The organism is Mesorhizobium captivum, from assembly GCF_033977165.1.
In the GTDB taxonomy this organism is placed as follows: domain Bacteria; phylum Pseudomonadota; class Alphaproteobacteria; order Rhizobiales; family Rhizobiaceae; genus Mesorhizobium; species Mesorhizobium captivum.
In genome coordinates this window covers 37,998-52,881 of the sequence record NZ_JAVIJB010000009.1, presented here as the reverse complement: position 1 = coordinate 52,881, position 14,884 = coordinate 37,998, and the positions used below count along the sequence as shown (strand labels likewise).

At 64.7% G+C, this 14,884-nt stretch carries 8 protein-coding genes; 7 read left to right on the top strand and 1 reads right to left on the bottom strand.

The window, feature by feature from the left end; translation table 11 throughout:
• Position 1: 1 nt before the first annotated feature.
• Positions 2-1,930, bottom strand: coding sequence for an autotransporter assembly complex protein TamA (locus tag RFM40_RS10330; protein ID WP_320225379.1), 1,929 nt, complete (start codon positions 1,928-1,930; stop codon positions 2-4).
• A gap of 278 nt (positions 1,931-2,208) precedes the next feature.
• Between RFM40_RS10330 and RFM40_RS10325 the strand changes: the two genes are divergently transcribed.
• The 7 genes from RFM40_RS10325 (at position 2,209) to RFM40_RS10295 (ending at position 14,842) form a co-directional block, all read left to right on the top strand.
• Positions 2,209-7,704 carry an alpha-2-macroglobulin family protein gene (locus RFM40_RS10325; RefSeq protein WP_320277493.1) on the top strand — a complete coding sequence of 1,832 codons (5,496 nt, stop codon included), beginning with the start codon at positions 2,209-2,211 and terminating at the stop codon, positions 7,702-7,704.
• Between the two features lie 178 nt (positions 7,705-7,882).
• On the top strand, positions 7,883-9,973 hold the full coding sequence (gene pbpC / locus RFM40_RS10320) for a penicillin-binding protein 1C (protein WP_320277492.1): 2,091 nt from the start codon (positions 7,883-7,885) through the stop codon (positions 9,971-9,973).
• A gap of 40 nt (positions 9,974-10,013) precedes the next feature.
• Positions 10,014-10,718, top strand: coding sequence for a M15 family metallopeptidase (locus RFM40_RS10315; RefSeq protein ID WP_320277491.1), 705 nt, complete (start codon positions 10,014-10,016; stop codon positions 10,716-10,718).
• A gap of 200 nt (positions 10,719-10,918) precedes the next feature.
• Positions 10,919-11,947 (top strand): sulfate ABC transporter substrate-binding protein, encoded by a 1,029-nt coding sequence (locus tag RFM40_RS10310; protein WP_320277490.1) that lies wholly within the window; start codon positions 10,919-10,921, stop codon positions 11,945-11,947.
• Positions 11,948-12,056: 109 nt separating this feature from the next.
• On the top strand, positions 12,057-12,908 hold the full coding sequence (cysT, locus tag RFM40_RS10305; RefSeq protein WP_320277489.1) for a sulfate ABC transporter permease subunit CysT: 852 nt from the start codon (positions 12,057-12,059) through the stop codon (positions 12,906-12,908).
• Positions 12,901-13,785 carry a sulfate ABC transporter permease subunit CysW gene (gene cysW, locus RFM40_RS10300; RefSeq protein WP_320277488.1) on the top strand — a complete coding sequence of 295 codons (885 nt, stop codon included), beginning with the start codon at positions 12,901-12,903 and terminating at the stop codon, positions 13,783-13,785. The genes cysT and cysW overlap by 8 nt, the downstream gene beginning before the upstream one ends.
• A gap of 13 nt (positions 13,786-13,798) precedes the next feature.
• Positions 13,799-14,842, top strand: a complete 1,044-nt coding sequence (locus RFM40_RS10295) for a sulfate/molybdate ABC transporter ATP-binding protein (RefSeq protein WP_320277487.1) — start codon at positions 13,799-13,801, stop codon at positions 14,840-14,842.
• The last annotated feature ends 42 nt before the right edge of the window (positions 14,843-14,884 follow it).

The following is a 14,884-nucleotide window of genomic DNA, read 5'->3' as shown; positions in this document are numbered from 1 at the left end:
GTCAGAACGCCTGGCCGATGCCGGCATAGATGCCGAAATGCGGATCGCTCGGATCGCGGTTGAGCGGCACGGCGGCATCGATGCGCAGCGGCCCGAAAGGCGTAAGATAGCGCAAACCGACGCCGGCGCCGACCTTGACGTCCGAGAAATCGGGGAAGGATTTCGTCGACACCGTGCCGGCATCGACGAAAGGCACGACGCCGATCGTGTCGGTGATGGCGATGCGCATCTCGACCGAGGTCTCGAAGAAGGACAGGCCGCCGATCGGCTGGCCGTCGATGTCCTTCGGGCCGATGCCCTGATAGGCATAGCCGCGCACCGAGCCGCCGCCGCCCGAATAGAAGCGTCGGTCGGCCGGAACGTTCTGGAGGCCGGTGCCGACGATCGAGCCGAGCACGGCGCGCTCGGCGAGCACGAATTTGCTTGCCGTGTCGAGCGACTGATAGGCGGAGCCTTCTCCCTTCAGCTTGAGGAAGGTCGCGCCGTTCAGGATGTCGTAGCTCGGCTCGGCATAGGCGAGCGCCCGGAAACCCCTGGTCGGGTTGAGCTTGTTGTCGCGGCTGTCATAGACATATTGCAGCGGAACGCTGGCGATCAGATAGGTGTGCTTGCCGAACGTGTCGGTGATCCTCGAATAGTCGAGGGCGAATTCGGCCGAAACCCTCTGCTGCTTGTCGAGATCGTAGGAGACGCCGATATTGCCCTTGACCGAAAAATGGTCGTAGGCGTCCGGGTGTTCGAACACCGTCTTGATGCCGGTGAAGAACTTCGATGTCGGCCCGAGCACGCCCGGCTTCTCGAACATGATGCCGGCATTGTAGTTGAGCGCGGAAATGCTGTTGCTGCCGATGCCGCTGATGGAACCGTCGATGCGCAGCTTCTCCGCCTGGCCGAACAGGTTGCGGTGACCCCAATAGCCTTCGAGCCCCAGCCCTTCCGTATTCGAAAACGTGCCGCCGATGCCGAAAAAGCGCGGCTTGCGCTCACTCACCTGGACGTCGATCGGAATGTTGCCCTGGGCGTCGAGGCTGTCGCCTTCCTTGATGGTCACGCTGTTGAAGACTTCGAGCCCGAGCAGCCGATCGCGGGCATCGTCAATCTCTTGTGGCGAATATTGCTGGCCGCGCTTCAGCCCGGTCATGTATTCGGTGAAGTCGCGATCGACCTTCTCGGTGCCCTCCACGGTGGTGCCGCCATAGCCGGCGACCGGGCCGGCCGCCACCGTCAGCGTAACGTCGAGCGTCGAGGTGGCGTGGTCGGCGACGATCTCGCGGTCCGTCACCTTGGCGAGCGGCCTGCCCTCTTCCTTCAGCGCGCGTACGATCGCCGCTTCGGCCTTGAGAACGGCGCCGGACCCGGCATCGCCGCCGGCGATCAGGCCGAAATCGGCGCTCGCCAGCCCGGCCGCGTCGCCTTTCAGCCTGATGTCGCCCAGTGTGAATTTCGGCCCGGCGGCAACGCTGACGACCACCGGAATGGGCTGCGGCCCCTTGAATTCGGCGTCCGGCGGCAGTTCGTCGATAGACTTGCCCTGGATGGTGATGGTGACCACGCCTTCGTAGCGGGCGTCGGCGTAAAGGGCGGCAACGAGCTGTTCGCGGTCGCTGCGCGCCTTGGCCATCAGGCCGAGCGACCCCGACACCGGATGCTCCTCGTCGCTCTTGAGCGCCGAGGCATTCTCCAGCCTCTCGACCAGATCCTTGTCGGCGTCCGGCGCGTCGATGGTTACGGAATAGCGCAGCGGATCGACGATGTCGGCATCCTCGTCCTTGGACGAACCCCAAAGCTTGATGCCGAAAATCTCGAAGGCAGCCGCCGGGCGCGCTTCGCCGGCAAGCATGGTAGAGCAGACAAGCGCGAAAAGCAGGGCGCGCGGAAGCCCGCGCCCTGGCGCGATCCCTCCTGACATCTGCGTTTCATACGCCGGCATTAACACAACCTAGTCGACAAAACTAAAATTGGAATGAAGTTCTGAAACGCTCGTAAAGGGGCCACAATCCAATTGTCTGAAATAGACCGGGCTTGGAATTCACACCTTTTGCACCTTCGCAAGAATGTGTGATCCATCTCATAGAGGTTCTGTCGAAATACCGGCCTTTGGCCGGCAAGGAAACCGTTGGCGGGTTGAAAAACCTGCCGCGTTCCGGCGTTGACAAGCCCGCTCGATGCTTGATCATGCCCGGACGCTGGCAATGTCTGGAGGGTGATATGGCAATGCGCGCGGCTCGTGGTCTCTCTTTCCTTCTCCTTATCTTTTTCGCCCCTGTCTTCCTCGCCCTGAGCGGCGCGGCACTTGCGGCCGAAGCCCGGCGAATCGTGACGACGGACAATTCCGACTATTTCGGTTTCGACCTCAGGTCGGATCAGAATGTCAGCCTCGACCAGTGCAAGACCACATGCCTCGGCGACCCCGCCTGCCGCGCCTTCACCTACAACACCAAGGCCAAATGGTGCTTTCTCAAATCCGACTATAACCAGCTGAAACCCTTCAGCGGCGCCATAGCCGGCAAAGTCGCCAATGTCGATGGCGACCCCGATATCGGCGCTCCTCCGGCGCTTGCGTTTTTCCCCAACTGGATGGCCGACCAAGCCCAACAGTTCCGCAACAAGCTGACCGACCCGGCCTATGACAAGCCGACCGAAGGGCTGGCCGCGCTTCAGGCCGCTGCCGAGCAGGCCGCGCTCACCGGCGATCATCGCCTCGCCATGCAGAAATACCAGGCGGCGCTGTCCGTCCTGCCGGACGACGGCGCGCTCTGGCTGGCGCTGGCGCGCGAAACGCTTGGCGTGCAGCCGGCTTCCAACACCACCGAACCCTCGACCTTGCCGGCAAACGTCACCTCGGCCGCCTTCAACGCCTACAAGCTGGTGCGCACCGCAAAGACCCGCGCCGAGGCGCTGGCGCTGCTTGCCGCCGGCCTCGACAAGCGCGACCTCTTCCGGCCGGCCATTCAGGCCTATGAGGCGAGCCTTGCGCTGGTAAGCTCGCCCGCTGTCCAGGCCGACTATGCCGACCTCAAGGCGCGCAAGGGTTTCCGCGTTATCGAGCACACTGTCGATGCCGATTCCTCTTCGCCGCGCATCTGCGCCCAGTTCTCCGAAGAATTGGTCAAGACCGGTGTCGACTATTCGCAGTTCGTCACCGTCGACAACGCCGCCCCCAAGGCCGTCGAGGCCAAGGACAAGCAGATCTGCGTCGAGGGGCTGGAACATGGCCAGCATTATGACGTGACGTTCCGCGCCGGCCTGCCGGCGGCAATAGGCGAGACGATCGCCGCCCCGGTCGTGCTGTCGATCTATGTCCAGGACCGCGCCCCGTCCGCCCGCTTCACCGGCGACAGCTTCGTGTTGCCGGCCGGCGCCCGCCGCGGCATTCCGGTCGTCACCGTCAACATGAACGCCGCCAAGATGAAGCTCTACCGCATCGGCGACCGTTCGCTGGCACAGCTTCTGTCCGGCTATCAGTTCCTGCACCAGCTCGACGGCTATGACATTTCCACCATTTCCGACCAGATGGGCGAGCCCGTCTGGGAAGGCACGCTCGACATCGCCAACGACCTCAACAAGGAGGTTACCACCTCCTTCCCGGTGGACGAGGCGATCCCGCAGCGCAAGGCTGGCGTCTATGTGCTCACCGCGCAGCCGGTCGATGACAAGAGCGATGACTATAATTCCCGCGCCACCCAGTGGTTCGTCGTCTCCGACATCGGCTTGTCCACCTATACCGGCCAGGATGGGCTCAATGTCTTTGCCCGCTCGCTCGGCTCCGCCAAGCCGATCGCCGGCGCTGAACTGACGCTGCTTGCCAAGAACAATGAAATTCTTGGCACGGCGACATCCGACGCCGAAGGCCACGCCGTCTTCAACCCGGGCCTGACGCGCGGCGAAGGTGGCATGGTGCCGGCCGTGCTGATGGCCAAGCGGGGCGACAACGACTTCGTCTTTCTCGACATGGGCCGCGCCGGCTTCGATCTGTCGGACCGCGGCGTTGCCGGGCGCGCCGCGCCCGGTGCGCTCGACGTCTATGCCTGGACCGAGCGCGGTATCTACCGCGCCGGCGAGGACGTGCATGTCGCAGCCCTTGCCCGCGACGGCGCAGCCAAGGCGGTCGAGAACCTGCCGCTGACCTTCATCTTCACCCGTCCAGACGGCGTCGAGGGCCGCCGCGTCGTCAGCGACGGCGCGTCCGCCGGCGGTCATGCCGTCGATCTGCCGCTCGAGCCCAACGCCATGCGCGGCACCTGGACGGTGTCGATCTACACCGATCCCAAGCAGGCGCCGGTGGCGAGCCAGATGTTCCTCGTCGAAGACTTCGTGCCGGATCGCATCGAGTTCGACCTGACGGCCGATAAGAAGGAGATCGCCCAGGGCGAGACCGCCAATGTCAGCGTCGACGGCCGCTTCCTCTATGGCGCGCCGGCCGCCGGCCTCGCGCTCGAAGGCGAGATGACGCTGTCGACGACGAGCAGCTGGGACCGGTTCAAGGACTTCACCTTCGGCCTCGCCGACGAGCAGTCGGCCGAGCCTTCGGTGACGCCTTTGGCCAACCTTCCCGTCGTCGGCGATGACGGCAAGGCGACCTTCCCGGTCTCGATCGACCAGTTGCCTTCGACCACCAAGCTGGTCAACGCCAAGGTCACCGTCCGCATGCGGGAGGCCGGCGGCCGCGCCGTCGAGCGCTCGCTCGACATCGCCGTCCATCCCGAGAAGGAGATGATCGGCATCCGTCCGGATTTCGAAGGCGATGAAGTGCCGCAAGGCGGAACGGCGAAGTTCAGCATCATCGCCGTCGATCCGAACGGCAAGCGCGAGGAGCTGAAGGGCGCGCAGTGGTCGCTGGTCAAGGTCGAGCGCAACTACCAGTGGTATCGCTCGAACAATTCCTGGAATTATGAAGCGGTGAACCTCACCAAAGCCGTCGCTAACGGTCAGATCGACCTGAAGGCCGACGGCGAGGCAACCGTGTCGCTTCCCGTGGGCTGGGGCCGCTATCGGCTCGAAGTCGAGACGGCTGACGCGGAAGGTCCAGCGACCAGCTACGAGTTCGATGCCGGGTGGTACGTCGCCTCGACCACCACCGAAACCCCGGACGGGCTGGAAATCGCCCTCGATAAGGATTCCTACGCCGCCGGCGAGGTCGCCAAGCTGAAAGTCTCGCCGCATTTTGCCGGCGAACTGCTCGTCACAATCGGCGCCGAGAAGCTGCTGAAGACCGTTACCGCTTCGGTGCCGGCCGGCGGCAGCACTGTCGACATCCCGGTCGGCGACGATTGGGGCGCCGGCGCCTATGTCACGGCGACTTTGTTCCGGCCGGGCGATGCTGAGCAATCGCGCATGCCCGCCCGCGCCATCGGCGTCAAATGGCTGACCGTCGATCCAGGCTCGAAGAAGCTCGCAGTCGCGCTGACGCCGCCTGAAAAGACCGCACCGCGTCAGCAGCTGTCGATCCCGGTCGCCGTCAACGGCGCACAACCCGGCAGCAATGCCTATGTGATGGTCGCGGCGGTGGATCTCGGCATCCTCAACCTCACCAACTACAAGGCGCCCGATCCGGAGGACTGGTTCTTCGGCCAGCGCATGCTGGGGCTGGAGATCCGCGACCTCTACGGCCGCCTGATCGACGGCTCACTCGGCACCACCGGCAAATTGCGGACCGGCGGCGACGGCGCCAACATGCAGTCGCAAGGCAGTCCGCCGACCGAAAAGCTGGTCGCCTTCTTCTCCGGCCCGGTCGAGCTCGACGCCAACGGCAAGGCGCGGGTCGACTTCGACATCCCGCAGTTCAACGGCACCGTGCGCGTCATGGCCGTCGCCTGGACCAAGGAAGCCGTCGGCCATGCTCAGACCGACGTGATCGTGCGCGATCCGGTGGTGATCACCGCCGGCCTGCCGCGTTTCCTGGCGCCCGGCGATGCCGCCACCATGCGCCTCGACATCGCCGACACCGACGGACCTGCCGGCGATTACAAGCTCTCGGTCACCACCACTGGCGATCTTTCAACCGGCGACAAGCCCCTGCCCGAGAAGCTGACGCTGACCCAGGGCAAGCGGCAGTCGCTCTCCTTCCCGCTGGTCGCGCGGACGGCGGGCGATGCGTCGATCACTGTCAAGCTCGCGCATGACAGCGGCGCCGAGGTCGAGCAGACGCTCTATCTGCCGGTTCGCCCGGCGCAGCTTCCGGTCACCAACCGCATGGTGGTCGACCTGAAGCCCAGTGGCGGTTCGCTGCGCGTCGACAAGGAGCTTCTCGCCGCAAGCGTGCTCGATGGCGCTTCAGTGAGCGTCGGCGTCTCGCAGGCGTCCGCCTTCGACGTGCCTTCGCTCTTGATGACGCTCGACCACTACCCCTATGGCTGCGCCGAGCAGACCACCAGCCGCGCCATGCCGCTGCTCTATGTCAATGACATGGCCACCAGCATCGGCATGGAGAGCGATCCCGACCTGCACGGCCGCATCCAGGACGCCATCTATAAGGTGCTCAGCTACCAGGCCTCGGGCGGCAGCTTTGGCCTGTGGGGCCCGGGCTCCGGCGATCTGTGGCTCGACGCCTATGTCACCGAGTTCCTGACCCGGGCGCGCGAGCAGAAATACGATGTGCCGGCGCAGGCGATGAACCAGGCGCTGAACAACCTGCAGAACTCGCTGGGCTACGACCAGGACGTCCAGGATCGCGGCAGCGAGATCGCCTATGCGCTCTATGTTCTGGCCCGCAACAAGAAGGCCTCGATCGGCGATCTGCGCTACTATGTGGACACGCAGCTCGAAGCCTTCTCCAGCCCGATGGCCGTCGCGCAACTGGCGGCGAGCCTTGCACTTTATGGGGACACGCAGCGTTCGGAAGCCACCTTCCAGACAGCGCTTCGGCTGGCCCAGGCGAGCACCGAGTACGACTACTATCGCTCGGACTACGGCTCGCCGCTTCGCGATGGCGCGGCGATCCTGGCGATGGCCGCGGAATCGAAGCCGGTGCCGAGCATCGTGCCGCAGCTGATCAAGCTGGTGGCGCGGGATCGCGCCGACGCCCGCTGGACGAGCACCCAGGACGAATCCTGGATGCTGCTGGCGGCAAGGGCGCTGAAGGAAGGCAATGATTCCATCACGCTTTCCGTCAACGGCGCGCCGCATTCGGGCGGCTACTCCGACCAGGTCGCCGGCAATGAGCTCGAGGGCAGCCCGCTCACCATCGCCAACACCGGCAAGACGCCGCTGCAGGCGGTGGTCACCGCGGTGGCCGCGCCGGTCGAGCCATTGCCCGCAGGCGGCGACGGCTTCACCATCGAGCGCACCTACTACAGGCTCGACGGCACCGAGGCCAACATCACCGAGGCCAGGCAGAACGAACGCTATGTGGTCGTGCTCAAGATCTATGAGCGGAACAACTGGCCATCGCGCCTCCTGGTCACCGACCTGCTGCCGGCCGGTTTCGAGATCGACAATCCGAGCCTGGTTTCAAGCGCGCAATTGTCGAACTTCTCCTGGCTGGCGCAGACCGACGCCGCGCATCTGGAGTTCCGCGACGACCGTTTCGTCGCCGCCTTCAACCCCAATGAAGGCGATGGCGACCGCAACATCACGCTGGCCTATGTCGTGCGCGCGGTGACGCCGGGCACCTATGCCCATCCGGCGGCGACGGTGGAGGACATGTATCGGCCGCAATATTCGGCCCGCACGTCCACCGGCATGATGGAGGTCAAGGCGGAGTAGCGATGAAAGAGATCGCCACCTGCGCGGCTGAAGCTAACCACGCAACATCGCGCGGCTCCTCACCCTTACCCTCTCCCCGTGAACGACGGGGAGAGGGGTCGCCAGCGCTGCGGCCAACTCCCATCTCCCCGTCACTATACGGGGAGAAGGTGCCGGCAGGCGGATGAGGGGCAGCGCCATGCTCTCAAGAAAAATCTTCCGGCGAACGGCGATCGCAGGCATCTCCCTCGCCTGCCTTGCCGCCCTCTCCATCGCCGCTCTCTGGGAGCTCGACCGCGCCTTCCCGCCGCCTTTACCGGCAACGCCGACGGTCACGACCGAGGTGCAGGACCGCGACGGCCAGCTCTTGCGCGCCTTTGCGACACCGGACGGCTACTGGCGGCTCGAAACTCGCCTCGACCAGGTCGATAAGCAGTTCGTCGACATGCTCGTCGCCTATGAGGACAAGCGCTTCTGGGATCACGGTGGTGTCGACGTGCTGGCGCTTTGCCGCGCCGCGGGCCAGTTCGCCACCAGCGGCCATATCGTGTCGGGCGGCTCGACCTTGTCGATGCAGCTTGCCCGGCTGATCGAGCCGCGCGACAGCCGCAGCCTCGGCTCCAAGCTCAAGCAGATCCTGCGCGCCGTCCAGATCGAGCGGCGGCTGTCCAAGCAGGAGATCCTCGAGCGCTACCTGACGCTGGCGCCCTATGGCGGCAATCTCGAAGGCGTGCGCGCCGCCTCGCTCGCTTATTTCGGCAAGGAGCCGAAGCGGCTGACCGTCTCCGAATCCGCCCTTCTCGTCGCCCTGCCGCAACTGCCCGAAAAACGCCGGCCCGACCGCAACCTCGACATCGCGCATGCCGCGCGCGACCGCGTGCTCAACCGCATGGTCTCGGCCGGCCTGCTCGGCGAAAGAGAGGCTGCCCGCGCGGCCCTCGACGACGTCTCCGGCCTGCGCCGCAAGCTGCCGGCGCTGGCCGCGCATGCCTCCTACGCCATGCTGCCCAAGGCGGAACCCGGCAAGCCGCTGCAACTCACCATCCGCAGAAGCGTCCAGCAAGGGCTGGAACAGGTGGCCAGGGAGGCTGCCAGGAAGCTCGGCCCGAAACTCTCCGTCGCCATGGTGATGGCGGATGCGCGCACAGGCGACATTCTTGGCGAAGTCGGCTCGGCCGACTTTTTCGACGCCAGCCGCTCCGGCTGGATCGACATGACCAAGGTCGTGCGCTCGCCCGGATCGACGCTGAAGCCCTTCATCTACGGGCTCGCCTTCGAGCAGGGGCTGGTGGCGCAGGAAACCATCATCGAGGACAGCCCAGCCGATTTCGGCGGCTACCGGCCGAAGAATTTCGACATGGGCTACCACGGTGATGTCAGTATCCGCCAAGCACTGCAATTGTCGCTCAACGTGCCGGCGATCCGGGTGCTCGACGCCGTCGGCCCCGCACGGCTCACCGCGCGCTTCCGCCAGGCTGGCGTCAACCCAACGCTGCCGCTTAACGAGGCGCCGGGCCTGGCGATCGGCCTTGGCGGCGTTGGCGTAACTTTGCGCGATCTGGTGCAGCTCTATACGGGGCTCGCCAATGGCGGCAAGATGCATACGCTGCATGACGGCACCGAGCCGGCCAATGCCGAGCGCACCACCGCCACCATCCTCGACGACCAGGCCGCCTGGCAGATCAATGACATCCTGTCCGGCGTCAAGCCGCCGGAAGGAGCCATGCAGCGAGGCATCGCCTACAAGACCGGCACCTCCTATGGCTATCGCGATGCCTGGTCGGTCGGTTTCGACGGCCGCTATGTGCTGGGTGTCTGGGTCGGTCGCGCCGACGCCGGTCCGATCCCGGGCCTCTCGGGCTATGTTTCGGCCGCGCCCATCCTGTTCGAAGGCTTCGTCCGCTCGGGTCTGGCCAGCGTGCCGCTGCCCAGCCGGCCGCCGGGCGTCTTCAATCCCAAACGCGAGGAACTGCCGGTAACGCTCGCCCGCTTCGGCGCCGGCTCGGACGGGCTGGTTCAGGCGACGCCGACGGAGCCGGCGCCGACTATCGTGTTTCCGCCCAACGGCGCCCGCGTCGATCTCGGCACCAATTCTGCCGACGCCACGCCGCTGGTGCTGAAGCTGCAGGGCGGCCGCGCGCCGTTCCGCTGGCTGGCCAATGGCAAGCCGCTCGCCGGCATCGACCGTCGCCGCAACGCGACCTGGCAGCCCGACGGCACCGGCTACTCGACACTGACCGTGATCGACGCCGCCGGACGCGCGGCCAGCGTGAAGGTTTTCGTTGAATAGAATGCGGCAAGCGATTCAGAGGATTGCGCTTCTTAGTTTGATGTCCGGCGCAACGCTAGCTCTCCTGACCGCAATCGCCTACCCCGCCCGCGCCGATCCCCTCCCCGCCGGCTTCGTCAGGCTGGCCGATGTCGATCCCAGCATCCGCCAGGACATCCGCTACGCCGGCGCGAAAAACTTCCTGCACCGCAAGGCCGATGGCTATGACGCGCCGGTCTGCATCCTGACCGAACAGGCGGCAAAGGCGCTTTCCAGCGTCCAGAAAGCGATCGCCGCCAAGGGCCTGACGCTAGTCGTCTTCGACTGCTACCGCCCCGCGCGTGCCGTGGCTGACATGGGGAAATGGACGAGGGAAGGCGGCCCGCCCGACCCGCGATGGTACCCGAAGGTCGAGCGCGGCGATCTCATCGCCAAGGGCTATGTCGGCGAACTGTCCAGCCATTCGCGCGGCTCGACCGTCGATCTGGCGGTCGCAGAGGTGGACAAGAAAAGCGCGGCGCATCCCGCCTGCGGCGCGCCCGATGCCGGCACGCTCGACTTCGGCACCGGCTTCGACTGTTTCGACCCCTCTAGTGAAACAGCCCACCGCCCTCTCCCCGCCAAAGCAGCGGCGAGCCGCAAGATGCTGCTGGCGGCCATGCGCGCCGCCGGCTTCCGCAACTATGCGCGCGAATGGTGGCATTTCACGCTTGCCGACGAGCCTTTCGCAAAACAGCGCTTCGATTTTCCGGTGACCGCAAACTGAGCCGCAGGACTTGCCTGGAGGCGGTCCGCTTCTAATTACGCCGGCTGATGAGGAGCCCCAGCGACGCAAATTGAGGAAGTTATTTCCTCGATCGACCATTGCTCGGCGAAAAATTGCTGCAAGGAGGTGAAAAAGGCAACATTCAATGCATCTAATTTCTATAAACTCGCTAGAGTTCGTGCAGTTCAACGGAGGCGGAAATGACCAATCCTCATTTCAGGAAACTGCTCGGCGCGCTGGTCGCCACATCTGTCCAGTTCGGCACGCTCGGTTTCGCGTTTGCCGACACGACCATACTGAACGTGTCCTACGACCCGACACGTGAACTCTACAAGGCCTATGACGAAGCCTTCGCCGCGCACTGGAAGGCGGACACCGGCGAAACCGTCACCATCCAGCAATCGCACGGCGGCTCCGGCAAGCAGGCCCGCGCGGTGATCGACGGACTGCCGGCGGATGTCGTGACGCTGGGCCTGCAGGGCGACATCGACGCGATCGTTGAGAAGACCAAAAAGATCAATCCCGACTGGCGCAACCGCCTGCCCAACAATTCCGCGCCGTACGCGTCCACGATCGTGCTTCTGGTCCGCAAGGGCAACCCGAAGGGAATCAAGGATTTCGGCGATCTCGTGAAGGACGGGGTCGAGGTCATCACATCCAATCCCAAGACTTCCGGCGGTGGCCGGTGGGCCTATCTCGCTGCGTGGGCCTGGGCTCACAGCCAGTACGGCGGCGACGACGCCAAGATCAAGGAATACATCGCTAACCTCTACACCCACGTCCCCGTGCTCGACACCGGCGCACGCGGCTCGACCGTGAGCTTCGCCGAGAGGGGTCTTGGCGACGTTCTGATCTGCTGGGAGAACGAGGCCTACCTGGCTTTCGAGGAGTTCGGCGCCGACCAGTTCGACATCGTGGTGCCGCAGCAGTCCGTTCTCGCCGAGCCCCCGGTCGCGGTGGTCGACGCCAATGTCGACGAGAAGGGTACCCGAAAGGTGGCAGAGGCCTATCTGAACTACCTGTACTCCGAAGAAGGCCAGAAGATCATCGCCAAGAACCACTACCGTCCGGCCAAGCCGGAGTTGGTGCCGCCCGATCTCCTGGCGTGGGAGCCGAAACTGAAGCTGGTCTCGATCGATGACCCGATTTTCGGCGGTTGGAAGAAGGCGCAGCCTTATCATTTCGGCGATGGTGGTATATTCGACCAGATTTACAAGCCAGCCCAATGAAGCATGGTGGCCATAGGCCGGATGAAACCTGATTGGGTCTATTGTACGAATGCCCGAGCCGAGGCTAAGGGCAATCCGGTCTGAGTAAGAAGGGACGATCCAGAACAGCATGACCACAGCGCCCGCTAAGGCGGGGTGGCGGTTCAGACAGCCGAGTGTCATTCCGGGCTTCGGATTGACGCTCGGCTTCTCGCTTGCCTACCTCACGCTCATCATCCTCATCCCGCTTTCGGGGCTGGTCTGGCGTTCGGCCGCGCTCGGCTGGACCGATTTCTGGGCGATCGCCGTCGACCGGCGCACCCTCAACGCGCTGAAGATCAGCTTCGGCACCGCCTTCCTGGCCGCTGCCGTCAACGTCGTCTTCGGCACCATCGTCGCCTGGGTGCTGGTCCGCTATCGTTTCCCCGGCCGCCGCATCGCCGATGCCATGGTCGACCTGCCCTTCGCCTTGCCCACCGCAGTTGCCGGCATCGCGCTCACCACGCTCTATGCGCCGAATGGCTGGATCGGACAGCTTCTGATGCCGCTCGGCATCAAGGTCGCTTACACGCCGCTCGGCATCGTCGTCGCCTTGGTGTTCATCGGCCTGCCCTTCGTCGTGCGCACCGTTCAGCCGATCATGGAGGAGATCGACAAGGAGGTCGAGGAAGCCGCCGCCACATTGGGCGCCAGCCGCCTCCAGACCATCACCCGCGTGCTCTTCCCGGGACTGGCGCCGGCCATCATCACCGGCTTTTCGCTCGCTTTCGCGCGCGGTGTCGGCGAATACGGTTCGGTCATCTTCATCGCCGGCAACCTGCCCTTCAAGTCCGAGATCGCGCCGTTGCTGATCGTGATCAGGCTCGAGGAATACAATTACTCGGCGGCGACCGCGATCGCCGCGATCATGCTGGCGCTGTCCTTCGCGATGCTCCTGGTCGTCAACCTCGTCCAGACATGGAGCCGCAAGCGCTATGGCTGACCCCGAGATCAAAACCTACGAACCGCACCATGAGAGCCAATCGGCTGCGGTTACCGAAAGCCAGCCGGCGCGCTGGGTGGCGATGGGAATAGCCTTCGCCTTCCTCGCCGTCTTCCTGCTTCTGCCGCTGATCGTCGTCTTTCATGAGGCGTTTGCCAAAGGCATCGCCGCCTATACGGAGACCCTCTCCAGCCCCGACACGCGCTCGGCGATCCGCCTGACGCTGCTGGTAGCGGCGATCTCGGTCCCGCTCAACGCAGTCTTCGGCATTTCGGCTGCCTGGGCAATCGCCAAGTTCGAGTTCAAGGGCAAGGCGTTTCTGACCACCCTCATAGACCTGCCCTTCTCGGTGTCGCCCGTCATTTCAGGCCTTGTCTATGTGCTCCTCTTCGGTGCGCAAGGCCTGCTCGGCGAATGGCTGAAGGGCCATGGCATCGTTATTCTGTTCGCCGTGCCGGGCATTGTGCTCGCCACCATCTTCGTCACCTTCCCCTTCGTCGCCCGCGAGTTGATCCCGCTGATGCAGGAACAGGGCAGTGGCGATGAGGAGGCGGCCCTTTCGCTCGGCGCCAATGGCTGGCAGGCCTTTTGGTACGTGACGCTGCCTAATGTGAAATGGGGGCTGCTCTACGGTGTGCTTCTGTGCAACGCGCGCGCCATGGGCGAGTTCGGCGCGGTGTCGGTCGTATCGGGCCACATACGCGGCCTCACCAACACCATGCCGCTGCATGTCGAAATCCTATACAATGAGTACAACGCTGTCGGCGCCTTCGCCGTGGCTTCGCTGCTTGCCGGCCTGGCGCTGGTCACGCTGGTCTTGAAAACACTGCTCGAGATGCGCTACGGCGCCGAGATCGCCGCGACACGCGGACATTGAAAAGGGCGGGTTTATGGAAGTTCGCATTGCCAATGTGCGCAAGGAGTTTGAGCGGTTTCCGGCCCTCCACGACGTATCGCTCGACATCAAGTCCGGCGAACTGATCGCGTTGCTTGGGCCGTCCGGCTCCGGTAAGACGACCTTGCTCCGGCTGATCGCCGGGCTGGAACGGCCGACCAAGGGCGCAATCTTCTTCGGCGACGAGGACGCCTCGCAGAAGTCGATCCAGGAGCGCAATGTCGGCTTTGTGTTCCAGCATTACGCGCTGTTTCGGCATATGACGGTCGCCGACAATATTGGCTTCGGCCTCAAGGTCCGGCACGGAGCATCCCGCCCCTCGGCCCAGGAGATCCGCCGCCGCGCTTCGGAACTTCTCGACCTCGTCCAGTTGTCGGGCTTGGAAAAACGCTATCCGGCGCAACTTTCCGGCGGCCAGCGTCAGCGCGTGGCGCTTGCCCGCGCCATGGCGATCGAGCCCAAGGTGCTGCTGCTCGACGAGCCGTTCGGCGCCCTCGACGCACAGGTGCGCCGCGAGCTTCGCCACTGGCTGCGCGAGATCCATGACGCCACCGGCCACACCACGGTCTTCGTCACCCACGACCAGGAAGAGGCTCTGGAGCTTGCCGACCGCGTCGTCGTCATGAGCCAGGGCCGCATCGAGCAGGTCGGCTCGGCCGACGAAATCTACGACATCCCAAACTCGCCCTTCGTCTATAGCTTCGTCGGCGAATCGAGCTCGCTGCCGGTCAAGGTCGACAATGGCGAAATCTGGCTCGCCGACCGGCCGATCGGCCTGCAGGCGCCGCAGGGAGCGGCTCCGGGCGAAGCGTTGCTCTACTTCCGTCCGCACGATGTCGAGCTGCTCGACGGCTGCAGCGGTTGCATCGCCGGCACGGTCGCCGCCAGCCGCCGCGTCGCCGGCACAAGACGGGTCGAGCTCGAGGTCGGCGGCGAGCGCCAGCGCGTCGAGATCGAGCTGCCGGTCGACCATCCGGCGGCGCAGAAGAGCCGAGTGGCCTTCAGGCCGCGACGCTGGAAACTTTTTCCGGCGTCCTGACGCTTCGTTACGCCTGGCGTTGCCGGAGTCCGCCGCGGTCCC

Coding starts and splice junctions, on each gene's coding strand:
- RFM40_RS10330 (WP_320225379.1), bottom strand. CDS start 1,930: ATGCCGGCGTATGAAACGCAGATGTCAGGAGGGATCGCGCCAGGGCGC.
- RFM40_RS10325 (WP_320277493.1), top strand. CDS start 2,209: ATGGCAATGCGCGCGGCTCGTGGTCTCTCTTTCCTTCTCCTTATCTTT.
- pbpC (WP_320277492.1), top strand. CDS start 7,883: ATGCTCTCAAGAAAAATCTTCCGGCGAACGGCGATCGCAGGCATCTCC.
- RFM40_RS10315 (WP_320277491.1), top strand. CDS start 10,014: ATGTCCGGCGCAACGCTAGCTCTCCTGACCGCAATCGCCTACCCCGCC.
- RFM40_RS10310 (WP_320277490.1), top strand. CDS start 10,919: ATGACCAATCCTCATTTCAGGAAACTGCTCGGCGCGCTGGTCGCCACA.
- cysT (WP_320277489.1), top strand. CDS start 12,057: ATGACCACAGCGCCCGCTAAGGCGGGGTGGCGGTTCAGACAGCCGAGT.
- cysW (WP_320277488.1), top strand. CDS start 12,901: ATGGCTGACCCCGAGATCAAAACCTACGAACCGCACCATGAGAGCCAA.
- RFM40_RS10295 (WP_320277487.1), top strand. CDS start 13,799: ATGGAAGTTCGCATTGCCAATGTGCGCAAGGAGTTTGAGCGGTTTCCG.